The following is a 15094-nucleotide window of genomic DNA, read 5'->3' as shown; positions in this document are numbered from 1 at the left end:
TAACTCGACACCCTTCATTTCATTATTAGCCGCCGATAAGACGTCTGAAAGCACCGTATACACTTTGAGGTCCTCTGCTTGCTGCCCCTAAATCATCGTCTCCATTTGGAGGTAGTGTTGGGAATGGGAATTCATCTTGCTGCTTCTGAGTTAATTTTACAACAAGAATTACTTCCATCTTTTCAGTAATCTTGTTGAAACGGCCCCAGTTATCATAGTTATGAGTCATATCCCATTGGTTTACAGCTGATGCAAGCAATTTGCATTTAATTGGCTCATTATTAATTTCAAATGTGAATGAACCAAAGTTGCATCTGTCAGCACTCATGCCGTCTTTTGCAATTTCTCTTCTTTCAAGAATATTGTTCTTAACGCTGAATTCTGTTCCGAAAGGAAATACAACAGGGCTAGCAAGTTCTACTTGATGATAGCACTTGAATGGTACGTTCACACTGTAATCCTTGATGCATCCATGGCAGTCTTCAGCATACTGAATATTTTTGTGAACATATCCTTCTACAAACAATTTCACGAAGAAAGGATTTCCAACTACCGGGATTGCTTTACACTGAGTTAGATGTACATTCTTCTTGATGTGTTTAATGTCAGAAGCATAAGAAGGAAGTTTAATATCAGCTTCTGCAAGAGTCTGGATTAATACATCCCCTAAAACTACAGTTTCTTCAACATTGCCTGACGGAGAAAATTGCTCAACTTCGCATGACATGCTGTGAGACTTTGCTACGTCACAAGATGGTGCTGAAGGACATTTGTCATGACCGCCGCAGCCGCAGCCTGTGTTCTTCTTCATAAAAAGATCCACTCCTTGAATTTTTTAGCCCTAGAAAATGAACTCTCTTGTATAGAGCCCTGTTTTCTTTTGGCTTTACTTATATATATGTATCCGGGGACAAACAGGAATGGACGAGTGTCGTAGTCAAATGCGTATTTTCTTATTTACTTTATTTTTTTGAAAAGTTTCTTACCTTTTTCACCGACATAAAAAATGACAATATATTAAATAAGAGATACCTAAACAATAAAGGAGCTTTTTAGATGAGAAAAATTCCACTTGTATCCATTATTTTCCCAGCTAAAAATGAAGGGAATAATGTTCATTCCACGCTGGATTCTTTATTTGAAAGCAAGACGGAATATAATTTCGAAGTTATCATTGTAAATGACGGCTCTACTGATCATTGTTGCGATTTTTTAAAAGGATATAGAGAAAAGGAAAAAATTCTGCTAATTAACACAACGGGAATTGGCGCTGCCAGTGCGAGAAACCTTGGTGCAAAAAATTCCAGCGGAAAATATTTGATTTTTTGTGATGCTCATTTATCTTTTGAAGACTGGTGGATCGATTATTTACTAGAACCATTGATAAATAATGAAACAGATGTTACTACACCTGGTATTGCATCTGCAGAGAACCCTACTGTCATTGGGTATGGGCAAACCTTAACTACTACCTTAAAAGCGAAATGGAACCCAAAACAAAATAATCTGTTTGAAACGGCAATTGTTCCAGGAGGCTGCTTCGCGGTAAAAAAATCAACTTTTCATGAGATTGGAGGATTTGAAGGAGGTTTCACCAAATCTGGTAATGAAGATATTGAATTCTCCATAAGATTATGGTTATTTGGCTACAGATGCCATGTCCAGCCGAAAGTTAAAATTCTTCACCTATTCAGGATCTCTCACCCCTATTTAGTTACTTCTGAAGATTTTAAATATAATTTGCTGAGAATGGCATACCTGCACTTCAACCCTAAACGGATTCAAAAATGCAAGAATATGATTAGACAAAAAAAAGCGAGGAATATTGAATCTGTGATGATTAAAAATGGTGTTCTGGATATTCGAAATCATTTTTTTTCTAAGCGCAAATATGAGGATGATTGGTTTTTTGAAAAGTTTAATATTCATTTTTAATGACCAAAGGTATTTTTTACATTACAAGCTTATTCAAAATATCATATAATACTTTTTTCTTAAACTAGGTGTCTACCGGTCCGTTTATGTAATTGAGTCATACAATACAATAGGTTGTCTTATTTTTTAAAAATACTATTTAGGAGAGGAAACAGGTGTTTAAATTTAAGATAATTACCGACCGGTTTAATACAGGATATTATTATGGCCCTATTGTGGAAAATAATTTAAGAGCCAAATGGTTTACTAAATTAAGTCCAGATGATATTGAAATTGCTTTTGCTTCTGAAAATGGCGAAAGCCCGATTTACACTGAAAATGTTAAGGTGGTAAATCAATATTCTCCAGGGTATTGGAACCATTATGTTTTTAATACGCTATCAGATGAAAGGCATAAGAAGTGGAGTGCTGGACCCAATATCGATTTTTCCGAAAAACCTGTGTCAGGTGTCCCTATTGTGGTATATTCTAATGCTATTAAGGAGTTAATTTTAGAAAAATGGAATTTAAATGGTCAATACATTATACCAATACACAATATGTTCGATCCTGATTTGTTCTATCCTGGTGAAAAAAATAGAAAAATAACTGTAGGATGGTTAGGATATGATAATGGTCCTTACGAAGGTGCTCGCTGGATAAAAGGTGTTGAAGTGATTCCTTATTTAGCCAAAAAGTTTCCGCATATAAATTTTGAAATGATTCACGGTGTTAAGCCTAAATATCAAAAAGATTGGTTAAGAGAAAATTTACCAAATATAAAAATTCGTTACCAGGTTCCGCATCACGAACTGGCAAATATAATGAGAAGTTGGCATGTTTTAATAACAGGAAGCAAGTGGGAATCATGTCCAAATCAGGTTATTGAGGCAATGGCTTCTGGTATTCCTGTAATATCTGCATCTGTTGGTGCAATACCAGAAATCGCTCCAACTCAGATTTTACTTAGCGATATGAAAGTTGATCAATCCACACAAAATTGGAGTATTGAGTCTTTAGAAAAGTATGCAGCTGCACTAGATCATCTTTTAACAGATAAAAGTTGGTATAATACAAAAATGGCTGATGCTATAAATCAAAGCAGACTGCATCATCCTGAAGTTATTTCTCAAAAATGGTTTGAATTTATGTATTTATGCAGAGATATTTAAAAGAAGAATCATTTCCTTTATTAAAAAGGAAATGATTCTTCTTTTATCTAAGGGTCCTTTAAAACTTTTTGTAATATTTAGTGGTTAGCAGTACCCCTTCATTTAATGAAAATCTAGGACTCCATCCTAATAATTTCAATGCTTTTGTATTATCTAATGTGCTATGTTTAATATCTCCTGGACGGGCTGCAGCATATTTTGGAGGATTTGTATTAGGTATAATATCATTTAACATATTATATAAATTATTTATTGTGCAAGTTTGATTGGTTCCAATATTAAATACTTCATTATTGCCTTTGTTCAATGATAGAAAATTTGCATATGCTACATCTTTTACATATACAAAGTCTCTACCTTGTTTTCCATCGCCAAATATAGTTATTTCTTGGTTGCTTATTAACTTGTTTGAGAATATCGATACTACCCCGCCTTCTCCACCTGCGTTTTGCCTTGGTCCGTAAACATTAGCATATCGTAATATAGTGTATGCCAAACCAAACTGCTCAGCAAAAATTTTAATGTAAACCTCCGCAGTATATTTTGACAAACCGTAAAATGATTTTGGATTTACAGGATAATCTTCTTTAACACTTTGGAGTTTTGTTTCTCCATAAACTGCGCAAGATGATGAGTAGATAAATTTTTTAATATTATGTTTAATACAATTTTCCAGAAGATTAGTTGTTCCGATTATATTTATTTCAGCATCATAACTCGGCTCATTTATAGATCTATTAACATCTACTTGTGCTGCTTGATGAATAACATACTCTGGTTTTTCCTTTTGAAATATATCATCTAGTCTTTTAGATGTAATATCTTCCTGATAAAAAACTGCCTTTGATGGTATTAGCTTTTTTGATCCACTACTTAAATTATCAATTATTACAACCTCATATCCTTTTTCTAAAAGAAGATCAGCAATGGTAGAACCTATGAAACCTGCACCACCTGTAACTAATACTTTCATTCAATCACATCCCTTATTGTAATTATTAAATTAAGACCTTTTTTGAGAAGATTTCCTTGTGGAAAAAATTATTTGAAATGGACTTTTAAAATTTTTTTTAGTTAGTATTTAATTCTCTGTTTATAAAGTAAATAGTCGTCTTTATTATGGTATGAAACAAAAAGCAAATCGTTTAGATTATTGTCCTCAAATATTGAAATTGGGCAAAAAAATAAACGTTAGAAAAAAACTCTAACGTTTTATAAATTTAAAATATATTGTTTTAGTTTTTCTCAAGTTTAAAGGGATAATTAAACAATTCCCTTTATCTTTTTATAGCCCTTTGAATTTTTATAGAATAGAAATTCTCTACCTGGATACCAACCCTTGACAGCATTTCGAATTATCCACTCAAATACTTCATTATAAACTTTGGGGCTATTTGTTACATTAAACTCATGCCTGGTGTGATTATATAACATTTGGTCAATGCAATGAATGCTGTAGCTATCTATTAATTTATAAATGATTCTCTTATCTTCCTGATATCTCCCTTCATAGGGGTCATCAGTAGGCCATCCTCCCACATTTTGTAATGCATATGTGCGATAACACCTTGGCATGAATATATGGTTTGACAGGATTAATTCTAGACGATCATTAAACCCCTTGCCTTTATGAACTCTGGTTAATATCCTTGTACCATTATAATCTTCAAAATTTATCATAGTATTTCCAGTAAAAACACCTACATTTGAAGGATGCTGTTTTGATTCGTTTACAATAACTTCTAGTGTATGAGGATATAAGAAATCATCACTATCTAACTGAAGTAATAATGGGGTTGTAGTTTGTTTTAATGCAAGATTTAAACAATTTGATATGCCGATATTTTTTTTGTTTCTGATTAAAGTTACCCTTGGGTCTTCCGTATACTTAATTATTTTATTAACACTATTATCTGTTGTGGCATCATCTATTAATATTAATCTCCAATTAGTATATATCTGTTTAAAAACACTAGTAACTGCTCGCTCGATATATTTTTCATTATTGTAAAACGGTAATACTATCGTTATATCACTCGACATTAATTTCTCCCCCTAAAATCAATGATATAAAGATGATTAAGTTACACATATAAATTTAACCCCTTAGATATTTTCTTGGAACTAAATCTTTTAAAATATATCTGCCAGTGGGGGCCTTTTTCCATATTGGGCGATATTCATTTCCCCATTCTTTAAGGAGGTAGGTGTACATGGAAATTCTCAAATGGTTAAACATATTTAGCGATATTTTTCCATCATGATGGGATGTTTGCAGGTTCATGGTAATATTATGAAGAAATTTATTGACATGTACCCAGGAATATTTATTAGCCAATCTTAAAATAATTTGAACATCTTCAAAGTACCTTCCCTTCCATAAATCAAAAGGGTAGTTTGTGATCCAGCCACCTATAGCCTTAATAGATTCTGTTCTAAAACAGCGAGGGTTTACCATATAACCTAATTTTAACATCATATCATACTTATTTTGGAACTCAGGAGATTGAATTGATTCAACAGACATAAACTCACTTTTTTGGTTATACCAATAAAAATAATGATCTCCATAGGCAAATCCTACTTTGGGATTAAGATGAATTGCAGTAACCAGTTCTTCTGCAGCGTTTGGTTCAAGCCAATCGTCTCCATCCAATTGTAAAAAGTATGGGGTATTAATAAACTCTAATGCATTGTTAAGAATTTTGGCAGTTCCTACGTTATTTTCCATTTCGATTAATTTTATTCTTCGGTTTTTAAGAAATGGCCTTATTTCATTTATTGAATTGTCTGTGGAAGCATCATCAATAATTAAGATTGAAGTAGGAGTTATTGATTGGTTAAGTGCACTATTAATGCACCTTTCTAGATAACCCTGTTTATTATAAACTGGTATTACAATGGTGTATTCCAATCTTCATCAGCCTCCTTTATGCTTGGATTCTTTTTGAGCTGCTCTAACTCCAGAAATTTGCCATACTTTCCCCAAACCGCAATGAATTCATTTCCCCATTCCTTTAATACTTGATTGAATAAAAGGTACACATAATTTCTTCTTATGGGAATAGATCTATCAAAGCTTTTTTTATTTTCTTCATAGAAGGTCCGATGATATAGAATTTCATCTATCCATAAATATTTATATTTACCTATTAATCTTAATGCCATTTGGTTGTCTTCTGCTAATGCATCTCCGATATGACTGATTAACCAACCTCCTGTATCTTTTACAGCGGAAGTTTTATAGAAACGAGGAACCTGCGCATAACATAATTCTGATAAGAAAGCATACTTATTCGTATACTGTTTTTCTTTTCTAATGATCTTTTCTTTTATTTGCCCATTTTTTATTTGGTACTCAATGTGATTACCATAAAAAAAAGCAACATTTGGATTTCTTTTTGCTGTCGTTAACATGATTTCTATGGTTTTACTATCAAGCCAATCATCTGCATCTAACTGAACGAAATAAGGTGTAGTTACAAGAGTCAAAGCATAATTCAGCACTTGGTTTAAACCTATATTATGGGGCAAAGATAATAGACTAATTCTTGGATCAGAAAGATATGGTTTTACCTTTTGTACCGAGGAGTCCGTAGAACAATCGTTAATAATTAATAATTTCCAATCAGCATAAGTCTGGTTTAAAACACTATTAATGGCTTTTTCAATAAACAATTCCTTATTGTATAAAGGAATTACTACAGTAACTTCTGACAATACACTCCCCCCTTTTATAAAGTATTTTCATACCATCCAATAGTCCTTAATAATCCTTCATCCAATGAAATACTTTGTTTATAACCAAGCAGCTCATTAGACTTGGACAAGTCAGGTACTCGATTTGGAGTATCTTCATACCCTTTTCCGTATGCATCTTCATATGGAATATGAATGATCCTGGATTTAGATTTGGTTAATTCTTTTATTTTTTTTGCGAGTTCATTTATAGTTATTTGGTCAGTTGTTCCCACATTAAATACTTCATTATTGACCTCATGGTTCATACATGCAATTGTGGCATCAACCATATCCGAAATATAGGTAAAGCATCTTGTTTGTTCTCCATCTCCATAAACGGTCATCGGTTCACCTTTTAGGGAAGCAACAATAAATTTGGGTACTACTCCTCCGTACTGTGAAGATGTTTGTCTCGGTCCATATGCGTTAAAATATCGAACAATCGTTACAGGCAGTCCTTTTTGGGCATAGGCAAAACACATGTGCTCATCCAAGGACTTTGCTGTAGCATAACACCAGCGGTTTGTTTCAGCCGGACCTAAAACACGGTCAGATGTTTCCGAAAAAGGAAGTTGTGTATTTTTTCCGTAAACTTCGGAAGTGGATGCAAATATGACTTTAACTTTCGACTTAAATGCTGCTTCTAAAACATTTCGAGTTCCGTCAATGTTACCATGAATGACTTTTAACGGATCCTCGACTGTATTTTTCACACCTAACACTGCTGCCATATGAAAAATGGCTTCATGCTCATTTACTAACTGATCAATTAATGAACGATCTGTAACTGTCCCCTTAATAAATCGGACTTTATTTTGAGGAATACCTTTAAGGTATAAGCCATTTCCATTCGAGAGATCATCCAGAACAGTGACGTCATGTCCCATTTCAACAAGCCTTTCACATAGGTGCGAACCAATGAATCCGGCTCCGCCTGTCACTAATATTTTCACTGACTTCCACCTCCAAATTTTACAACCTTCGCTTTCCCTTTATGACTGTTCACAGCATTTCGGGTATCAAAAACAAGTGGTGCATTTTCAAGTATCATTTGAAGGGGAATAGTTGAATGATCGGTTAAGATTAAAACACAATCATAGTCCTTTAAGGTTTCAGGTGTTAATGGAGTACTTTCCAGCTGTTTTTTGTCCAGCGTGAAAGATGGAACACATGGATCGTGATAACTCACGTCTGTTCCCATTTCTGCTAAATACCTTAATAATTCAACAGCTTTTGAATCTCTAATATCATTAATATCCTTTTTGTATGTGATACCATATAAAAGGATATTTGCCTGATTGAGCGGTTTTCCCTCTGGTAAGATTTCTTTCAGTTTCTTTATTAAATAGTGAGTTGTCTCCTTATTGACATTGTCTGCTGCATCAATGAACATACTGGACATTTCATAATTCGAAATTTTCCATTGAAGATATAGCGGATCGATTGGAATGCAATGTCCGCCAATGCCAGGTCCAGGGTAAAATGGAGTATAACCATATGGCTTTGTACTGGCCGCGTCTATTACTTCCCATACATCAATGCCCAAACTATCACAAATAAAGGCAAATTCATTAATAAAAGATATATTAACAAAACGATAGGTGTTTTCCAGCAGCTTAGTTATTTCTGCAGTTTCTGGGGTTGAGACGGTGACAACTTGTTTATAAATTTTTTTATAAAGAGCTTCAATCCTCTTTAAACAGCTAGTTGAAATTCCGCTTACTATCTTAGGAATTTCATCCACACCAATTTTTGTTCCAGGATCAATTCTTTCAGGTGAATAACCAAGGAAAAAGTCATCTTCTATTTTCAGCCCGCTTTTCTCTAGAATTGGCAGTACGACCTCCCGGGTAGTACCAGGATAGGTTGAACTTTCAAGGACTATAAGCTGGTTCTTTTGAAGATAATCGGAGATTTGTGCTGCAGCTTCCATTACGTAGGTTAGATCTGGTGTTTTATGCTTAGACAGTGGAGTGGGAACACATATAAATACCGCTTCTGCTTCTTTGATGCTTGCATAGTCACTAGTTGGCAAAAATTTTTTATTTATGATTGCTTCCTCTACTTGTTCATGTGGGATATCAGGTATATGACTGAGTCCCTTTTTTAGTTGTTGAATTTTTTTATTATCTGTATCAATGCCTACTACTTTAAATCCTTTTTCAACTAATTTCATTGAAAGAGGAAGGCCAACAAACCCTAAGCCAATTACTGCTATCTTATCAGGTACTTTATTTAGTGGCTCCATGATACCATTCCTTTCTTATGGTGACTTCAGATATTTTATCGTATGAATAATGCACCATATTGGAATGGACAAACATCCAATAAAAAAGGAAAAAGGAATTTTGGGTCTAAGAATTGCCTAAAGCTTTGAATAAAACGACCAATTAAATAGTAAATAAAAACCTATCATAAGTTAATACATATTATGAAGTAACTAGGAAAACAAATTTTATAGAAAAGAGTGGATGTGAAGCAGAATGAGTCAAATATCCCTAATAATTCCATTTCGCAGTGATAATGGGCCAAGAGAAAAAGCATTTCGCTGGATAATCGATTACTATAAAACGATTTTGCCAGATGCAGAATTTATAGTAGGAAGTTCTCCTGCCCCTTTTAATAAATCCAGTTCCATAAACCGTGCAGTAAAAAACGCATCAGGTGAAATTCTAATCATTTTAGATGCCGATATAATTTGCAGTCCTGAAGCTATTTATACTTCTCTACATTTATTAGATAGATACACCTGGGTAATTCCTTTTAAAAAAGTACTGGACCTAACTGAGGAAAGCAGTAAAACCTTACTAAACTCTAAGCCTCAGTGGCCCTTACCTCACAACCTCGAAATGAATATTAGAAAAGCAGGCGATGCCATTCCGGTTGGCGGTATCAATATTGTCAGAAAAAAAGATTTTATTACAGTTGGAGGATTTGATGAGCGTTTCAAAGGCTGGGGTGGTGAAGACGATGCCTTTGCAGCAGCAATGAACACAATCTGTGGGCGATTTAAAAGAATCAATAACAATATTTATCATATTTGGCATCCAAGTTCATATGTAAAAGGAAGTGATGAGTACAGGAGTAATTTTCTATTAGCAAGCAGATATTGCCGTGCACATAGAAGTAAAATGGAAATGATGGAAATTATTAAGGAAAGAATTCATCCGAAATTTGAGTAATTTAAAAAAGTTGACTGAGGAGATTTGAAAATCTCCTCTTCGTATTTTAGCGATTAATTAGATTGTCACATTTTACACCCCAGACTCAAACAAATCCTTCTCAACAAACGTCTCCCCCTTCCCCTACTCACCATTTCCACAGCTTGGTCGATGCTTCTGTGATTGATGATGGAAAGGACAATCAAGTCTGCAAGTATGATAAATAGGTATTTCCGCACATTTTTCCTCCTGCCCAAATTTAATGACAATTTCCTGGCATAATTTCTGTTATAATGTATATATAAGGAAAATATTGCAAATTTTCTGAACCGTATTTAAAATTTTAAGTGGACGAGGCGATTCTTTTGCTCCTTTTCTTTAAGATTGCGGTATGGATGATTGTAGCTTGTCTCGGGTTTTATGTTTTTTCTGTCTGGAGATGGGAAAAGGAAGTTAAGGAACGGATGTTTGCGATCCGGAAAACCTGGTATATCCTTTATGTACTTGGTGCAGTGATATACTGGACGAAGGAGCCGGCCTCCATTTTTACGGATTGGTTGAATTATTTAATCGTAGCGATCATTTTTGCATTAATCGATGCGTTTGTATTCCTGGGCTCCTATTTAAAACGGGTCGGGAATAATGAGCTGGCGACGGATACGAGGGATTTGCTTGAAGAAAACAGTGATCTGCTGAACTCCCAGATGAATAAGCTGAAGTCGTTTCAATATTTATTGAAAAATGAACCGATTGATGTGTATTATGGAGACAGGGAAGCCTATATTGCCGGCATTGAAAAGCTTTTAGCTGATTATGCCGATAAGGTGGATATGAAGGCTGCTCTTTGCAAATATACAACTCAGGAAGATAAAGATCATCTGCTTGAGCATTATCCTGATAAAGCGCTTATTTACAGTCGGCTGGACCGGAAAGAAGTTTATTATGATGCCGATGAAAAGCTGGCGCTCATTCCCTTTTCTATCCTTGAAGACTCTTATGTTATTAAACTTTCCTCCGAAGAATTTGTCACAGAGTTCGACTATCTGCTATTCACTTCACTCATTTCAATATACGATCTAATGCTCCCAGCTGAACAGGAGGACAAAGACCATGAAGGAACCCACGGACCGTGAAAAACCTAAATTAAAAACAAAAAGCACCATGAAAGTAATGAAAAAAAAGTCTCGAATCAACCTTCCCGATTTTGAAGTAAGCCCGCACACTGAACGAATTATTAAAGAGAATAAAAGATTGATAAACGTTTATACAAAAAAGTAAACGGAGCATACTATATGGCGTGGAAGGTTTTTCTTCCACGCCTTTATTCATGTTCATTTTATCGGGACATATAATAAAGGAACAACTCCTATATAAAGGGCTGATCTAAATGAAAAAGCTGACGAAGAAAGTGAAAAATATTGACTTCCCATCCTTTTCCCTTTCCCCTTACACGAAAAATCTTTCCAAGAAGACGGAAGCAGCCATCCAGGATTCAAGCAAAGGCAAAAAGCTTCCGAAGAATAATGCATAAAAAGAACCGTCCATTAGAGAGACGGCTTATTTAATAAACATCTTTACCTTCTTTAAAGCATCCCTTGTAGTCGGATACCGGAATGGCAGATCAAATCTGGTGGTTTGCTTCAGTATGCTTTTTTCATGGGAAAACACATCAAAGCTGCCCTTTCCGTGATAAGCGCCAATCCCGCTCTCCCCTACCCCTCCGAAAGGAAGATATGGTGAGCTCAAATGATAAACAGTATCATTAATGCATCCCCCTCCAAAGGAAATACTGCTTAGAATCTGGCTTTGGACACTCTCACTTTCTGTAAAGATATATAGGGCCAAAGGTTTCGGTCGTGCTGTAACTTCTCCAATCATTTTGGACAAGTCGGCATATTCAAGCACGGGGAGAATCGGCCCAAATATTTCATCCTGCATAACTTCATCATTCCATGTAATATTGCCGAGAACAGTCGGTTCGATGCTTAGAGCGCTTAAATCATGCCTGCCTCCGTGAATAGCAGTGCCATTGGTTAAAAATTTAGCGAGCCGGCTGAAGTGTTTTTCACTGACGATTCGCGTAAATCGGCCGGATGCAATCGGATTTTCTCCATAAAGCTCCTGTATGGCCTGCTTTAGTTCTTTAAGAAATTCTTCTTTTACACTGCTGTGAACATAAAGATAATCAGGAGCTACACATGTCTGGCCGGCATTAATGTACTTTCCCCAGGCTATTCTCTTCGCAGCAAGCTTCAGATTAGCATCTTCATGCACTATGCATGGACTCTTCCCGCCCAGTTCCAGCGTAACAGGTGTAAGATTTTTCGAAGCCGCTTCCATAATGATTTTTCCAACAGGGACACTGCCTGTGAAGAAAATATAGTCCAGCTTTTCATTTAAAAGAGCTGTACTTGTTTCTGCATCGCCTTCAACAACTGATATATATTCTTCAGGAAAATGGCTGCTGATCAACTTTGACAGCAATGCCGAAGTTTGCGGTGTTAATTCCGATGGCTTCAGGATTGCGCAGTTTCCTGCAGCGATCGCTCCAATCAGCGGTGCGATCGCAAGCTGGAAAGGATAATTCCAGGGCGCTATGATAAGCGCAACTCCGTATGCCTCCGGATAGATATAGCTTTTTGAACCGATCTGTGCAAGCGACGACTTCACCTTTCTTGGCTTCGCCCATTTTTTGAGGTGCTTCATCGTAAAGCGGATCTCTTCAAGCAGAATTCCGATTTCGGTTAAATAGGCATCGAATTCACTTTTATTGAGATCAGCCTTTAACGCATCCATTAACTCCTGCTCATGCTGCTTTATGACTGTACGCAGCTTCGCTAGGGATTCCAGTCTGAATGAGACATCCTTTGTTTTACCTGAGGTGAAGAAACTTCTTTGTTTTTGTATGAGATCGCCGTAATTTTCCATGGAATACCTCCAAATGGGGTTCTGTTTATGGATATAGTATCATTTTGGCGGGTGTAAATACACTAATAGGTATGTTATTCAACGTAAAAAACACCCGGGTTTCCCCGGGTGGCAGCTTTACAAATGAATTGGTCCCTCTGGCCCCACAGGTATACCCAGCAGATACCAGACAATAATCAGCAGGATCCAGAATATGCCGAAAAATACGGTGTAAGGGAAAAGAGCTGAAATCAAAGTTCCCAATCCCCGGAGCGGTTCAATAAAAAAAGTGCCGAACACTGGTTTCGGCACTTGATGATTATCTTGGCAGTTTGAAGAAATCCCTGCTTTCACTGTAGTTGCCTGCCAAACGGCCAAGCGGCTGCAGCTTCTCTAAATCCACCTTATAGTTCCCAAGGTAGTATTCGTCTTCTATATGATAATGAACCATTCGGCCAATAACCAGGTTGTCACTTCCAAGCTGTATAATTTGTTCCAGTTCACACTCCATATGGATAGGTGCTTCCTTAACTCTTTTAGGAACTACGATATGACTTTCTGCCGGCGTAAGTTCTGCTATAGCAAATTCATTTGCACCTCTAGGGAGATTCTCTGCACTTTTTTGCATAGAATTTCCTAATGGTGCGGGAACCACATTAATGACAAATTCCTTTGTCGCCCGGATGTTGACCAGTGTATCCTTCTCTGTCCCTTCGCGGTCCCCTACGCCAGGACCAATTGAAATACATAGCATTGGAGGGTTCCTGGAGGCTACGGTAAAAAAACTAAAAGGTGCCAGATTCAGGTCTCCTTCCGCCGACACAGTGGATACCCAGGCAATTGGTCTTGGCACAACCGATCCGGTTAATAATTTATAAACATCTTTTTCTCCAAGTTTTGATGGTGTAAATTCCACTTGGAATCACTCCTTTTTTCCGTTAAATGACAATGTTATTCTTTTTATTCATAATAGATAAGGTGGTCAACAAGGTAAACACAAAAACCATCATGCCCGTAATTAGCAGCCAGCCTGAAGAAAATTGACCAGTCTGATCCACGATATAGCCAAACAGCGGGGGAATAATTATGGCCCCGGCTGAACCCAGTGTTATACTAATTCCGCTTGAGATGCCAGCTTGTTCTTTTGGAACCAGCTCACTTGCAAGGTTCATCCAAATGCCATTGAAGCCTGATGCAGCAAATCCAAACAGTGCAGTTATAGGCGCGATTACCCAAAATGGGGCTGAGCTGATGAAAGCCGCTGCCGCGCTGGCCAATGCTGTAATAATAGTGATGATCATTAGAATGATAACCCGCTTGCCATCAAACAGCCGGTCACTGATTATACCCCATGCTAGCCTTCCGATCGTTCCGAATACTTCTGATATAACCAATAGCAGTCCAGATAAAATGATTGGAATCTTCAGCTGTTCATACGCAAACAAAACGATATACGTATTTAAGCACATTTGTGTTCCATTTAGGCCCAGAGCACTGAAGCTGATAAGCATCAAGGCTTTATTTTTAAACATTTTGAACATTGATCTGTAAAATTGGAGTATACTCATCCTGCTGCTTTTTGCCTGTTCCAGCTCCGGCGGATCACGATAAAAGTGATAGGAGACAAAACCTCCTGCCAATAATAGAAGGCAAGCGATCAGCAATACAAATCTCCAGCCGAAAGAGACACTAAGAGGAAGCAGGATCAAGCTTGCCAGAGCCGATCCTGCCGTGATGCCTGTTTGCTTTATTCCCATCGCGGTCCCCCGCTGTTTAAGCGGAAACCAATAAATGATGCCCCTGTTTGTTATCGGATGCATGGATCCATACCCTATTCCTCCGATGACAATCAATAACAGGACAAGCCAAAATTCATGGAGCATAGTCATGAAAAGGTAGCCTAAGCCCATTAAAGCTGATGCGAGCACCAGTAATTTACGGGATCCTGCCAGGTCTGTCAGAAAGCCGGCAGGCACGGAAATAATGGCCTGGCCCAAAAACAATGCCGCCGGGAGCATGCCGATTTGTGACTTTGTCAGGGAAAGATCTTCCCCTATTAATACGCCCAGCGGACCAATACTGCGGCCGACAAATGCTACCATCAGCTGTGAGATCAATAGAAACAATAGCATTCGCCATGGATTTTCAGTAAAGGCAAACTCTTTTTTTGCCAGTGAATTGCTCATAATCAATCATCTC

General features: G+C 36.8%; 16 protein-coding genes and 1 pseudogene. 6 read left to right on the top strand and 11 right to left on the bottom strand.

The annotated features are described in order from the left end of the window. Positions 1 to 25: 25 nt before the first annotated feature. The gene (locus tag AC3WTL_RS04700; RefSeq protein WP_248347446.1) at positions 26 to 811 is read right to left on the bottom strand and encodes a CsxC family protein; all 786 of its coding nucleotides are present in this window, start codon (positions 809 to 811) and stop codon (positions 26 to 28) included. Between the two features lie 245 nt (positions 812 to 1056). On the opposite strand from AC3WTL_RS04700, the gene AC3WTL_RS04695 reads away from it, so the two are divergent. Together AC3WTL_RS04695 and AC3WTL_RS04690 are read left to right on the top strand one after the other, a co-directional pair. Beyond that, positions 1057 to 1935 carry a glycosyltransferase family 2 protein gene (locus tag AC3WTL_RS04695; protein ID WP_492369120.1) on the top strand — a complete coding sequence of 293 codons (879 nt, stop codon included), beginning with the start codon at positions 1057 to 1059 and terminating at the stop codon, positions 1933 to 1935. Between the two features lie 155 nt (positions 1936 to 2090). Continuing rightward, positions 2091 to 3086 (top strand): glycosyltransferase family 4 protein, encoded by a 996-nt coding sequence (locus tag AC3WTL_RS04690; protein WP_248347448.1) that lies wholly within the window; start codon positions 2091 to 2093, stop codon positions 3084 to 3086. A 58-nt stretch (positions 3087 to 3144) separates the two neighbouring features. On the opposite strand, the gene AC3WTL_RS04685 is transcribed toward AC3WTL_RS04690, so the two are convergent. The 6 genes from AC3WTL_RS04685 to AC3WTL_RS04660 all read right to left on the bottom strand — a co-directional run bounded on the left by AC3WTL_RS04685 (position 3145) and on the right by AC3WTL_RS04660 (position 9075). Continuing rightward, entirely contained in the window at positions 3145 to 4059 is a 915-nt protein-coding gene (locus tag AC3WTL_RS04685; protein ID WP_248347449.1) for an NAD-dependent epimerase/dehydratase family protein, read from the bottom strand. A 290-nt stretch (positions 4060 to 4349) separates the two neighbouring features. Next, complete coding sequence (locus AC3WTL_RS04680; RefSeq protein WP_492369119.1) at positions 4350 to 5129, bottom strand: glycosyltransferase family 2 protein; 780 nt, start codon at positions 5127 to 5129, stop codon at positions 4350 to 4352. 55 nt (positions 5130 to 5184) lie between these two features. Continuing rightward, the gene (locus AC3WTL_RS04675) at positions 5185 to 6000 is read right to left on the bottom strand and encodes a glycosyltransferase family 2 protein (protein ID WP_492369118.1); all 816 of its coding nucleotides are present in this window, start codon (positions 5998 to 6000) and stop codon (positions 5185 to 5187) included. Beyond that, on the bottom strand, positions 5982 to 6806 hold the full coding sequence (locus AC3WTL_RS04670) for a glycosyltransferase family 2 protein (protein ID WP_248347451.1): 825 nt from the start codon (positions 6804 to 6806) through the stop codon (positions 5982 to 5984). Before AC3WTL_RS04670 ends, AC3WTL_RS04675 begins: the two co-directional genes overlap by 19 nt. Before the next feature lie 14 nt (positions 6807 to 6820). Next, complete coding sequence (locus AC3WTL_RS04665) at positions 6821 to 7780, bottom strand: SDR family NAD(P)-dependent oxidoreductase (protein WP_492369117.1); 960 nt, start codon at positions 7778 to 7780, stop codon at positions 6821 to 6823. Continuing rightward, entirely contained in the window at positions 7777 to 9075 is a 1299-nt protein-coding gene (locus tag AC3WTL_RS04660; protein ID WP_492369116.1) for a nucleotide sugar dehydrogenase, read from the bottom strand. Before AC3WTL_RS04660 ends, AC3WTL_RS04665 begins: the two co-directional genes overlap by 4 nt. 235 nt (positions 9076 to 9310) lie before the next feature. Between AC3WTL_RS04660 and AC3WTL_RS04655 the strand changes: the two genes are divergently transcribed. The 4 genes from AC3WTL_RS04655 (at position 9311) to AC3WTL_RS04640 (ending at position 11519) form a co-directional block, all read left to right on the top strand. Then, entirely contained in the window at positions 9311 to 10009 is a 699-nt protein-coding gene (locus AC3WTL_RS04655) for a galactosyltransferase-related protein (protein WP_492369115.1), read from the top strand. Between the two features lie 344 nt (positions 10010 to 10353). Continuing rightward, positions 10354 to 11121: a type II toxin-antitoxin system SpoIISA family toxin gene (locus tag AC3WTL_RS04650; RefSeq protein WP_492369114.1), complete on the top strand. Its 768-nt coding sequence runs from the start codon at positions 10354 to 10356 to the stop codon at positions 11119 to 11121. Continuing rightward, on the top strand, positions 11099 to 11266 hold the full coding sequence (locus AC3WTL_RS04645) for a type II toxin-antitoxin system SpoIISB family antitoxin (protein WP_492369113.1): 168 nt from the start codon (positions 11099 to 11101) through the stop codon (positions 11264 to 11266). The genes AC3WTL_RS04650 and AC3WTL_RS04645 overlap by 23 nt, the downstream gene beginning before the upstream one ends. A gap of 109 nt (positions 11267 to 11375) precedes the next feature. After that, positions 11376 to 11519, top strand: coding sequence for a hypothetical protein (locus tag AC3WTL_RS04640; protein WP_341077045.1), 144 nt, complete (start codon positions 11376 to 11378; stop codon positions 11517 to 11519). 26 nt (positions 11520 to 11545) lie between these two features. Here AC3WTL_RS04640 and AC3WTL_RS04635 read toward each other — a convergent pair whose 3' ends face one another. The 4 genes and pseudogenes from AC3WTL_RS04635 to AC3WTL_RS04620 form a co-directional block, all read right to left on the bottom strand. Next, positions 11546 to 12916, bottom strand: a complete 1371-nt coding sequence (locus AC3WTL_RS04635) for an aldehyde dehydrogenase (RefSeq protein ID WP_492369112.1) — start codon at positions 12914 to 12916, stop codon at positions 11546 to 11548. 117 nt (positions 12917 to 13033) lie between these two features. Beyond that, positions 13034 to 13162 (bottom strand): annotated as a pseudogene (locus AC3WTL_RS04630) (AbgT family transporter); the annotation flags it as partial. Positions 13163 to 13214: 52 nt separating this feature from the next. Then, positions 13215 to 13811, bottom strand: a complete 597-nt coding sequence (locus tag AC3WTL_RS04625; RefSeq protein ID WP_492369111.1) for a flavin reductase family protein — start codon at positions 13809 to 13811, stop codon at positions 13215 to 13217. Positions 13812 to 13833: 22 nt separating this feature from the next. Next, positions 13834 to 15081, bottom strand: coding sequence for an MFS transporter (locus tag AC3WTL_RS04620; protein ID WP_492369110.1), 1248 nt, complete (start codon positions 15079 to 15081; stop codon positions 13834 to 13836). Between the last annotated feature and the right edge of the window lie 13 nt (positions 15082 to 15094).

It is taken from the genome of Cytobacillus sp. EB106-05-05-XG126 (assembly GCF_058791715.1).
The sequence above is the reverse complement of the archived record's forward strand: the minus strand, read 5'-3'. Positions and strand labels throughout refer to the sequence as shown.

Bases quoted from the DNA above. Each gene is read 5' to 3' on its own strand.
- AC3WTL_RS04700 (WP_248347446.1), bottom strand. From the start codon at position 811: ATGAAGAAGAACACAGGCTGCGGCTGCGGCGGTCATGACAAATGTCCT.
- AC3WTL_RS04695 (WP_492369120.1), top strand. From the start codon at position 1,057: ATGAGAAAAATTCCACTTGTATCCATTATTTTCCCAGCTAAAAATGAA.
- AC3WTL_RS04685 (WP_248347449.1), bottom strand. From the start codon at position 4,059: ATGAAAGTATTAGTTACAGGTGGTGCAGGTTTCATAGGTTCTACCATT.
- AC3WTL_RS04680 (WP_492369119.1), bottom strand. From the start codon at position 5,129: ATGTCGAGTGATATAACGATAGTATTACCGTTTTACAATAATGAAAAA.
- AC3WTL_RS04660 (WP_492369116.1), bottom strand. From the start codon at position 9,075: ATGGAGCCACTAAATAAAGTACCTGATAAGATAGCAGTAATTGGCTTA.
- AC3WTL_RS04655 (WP_492369115.1), top strand. From the start codon at position 9,311: ATGAGTCAAATATCCCTAATAATTCCATTTCGCAGTGATAATGGGCCA.
- AC3WTL_RS04645 (WP_492369113.1), top strand. From the start codon at position 11,099: ATGAAGGAACCCACGGACCGTGAAAAACCTAAATTAAAAACAAAAAGC.
- AC3WTL_RS04640 (WP_341077045.1), top strand. From the start codon at position 11,376: ATGAAAAAGCTGACGAAGAAAGTGAAAAATATTGACTTCCCATCCTTT.
- AC3WTL_RS04635 (WP_492369112.1), bottom strand. From the start codon at position 12,916: ATGGAAAATTACGGCGATCTCATACAAAAACAAAGAAGTTTCTTCACC.
- AC3WTL_RS04620 (WP_492369110.1), bottom strand. From the start codon at position 15,081: ATGAGCAATTCACTGGCAAAAAAAGAGTTTGCCTTTACTGAAAATCCA.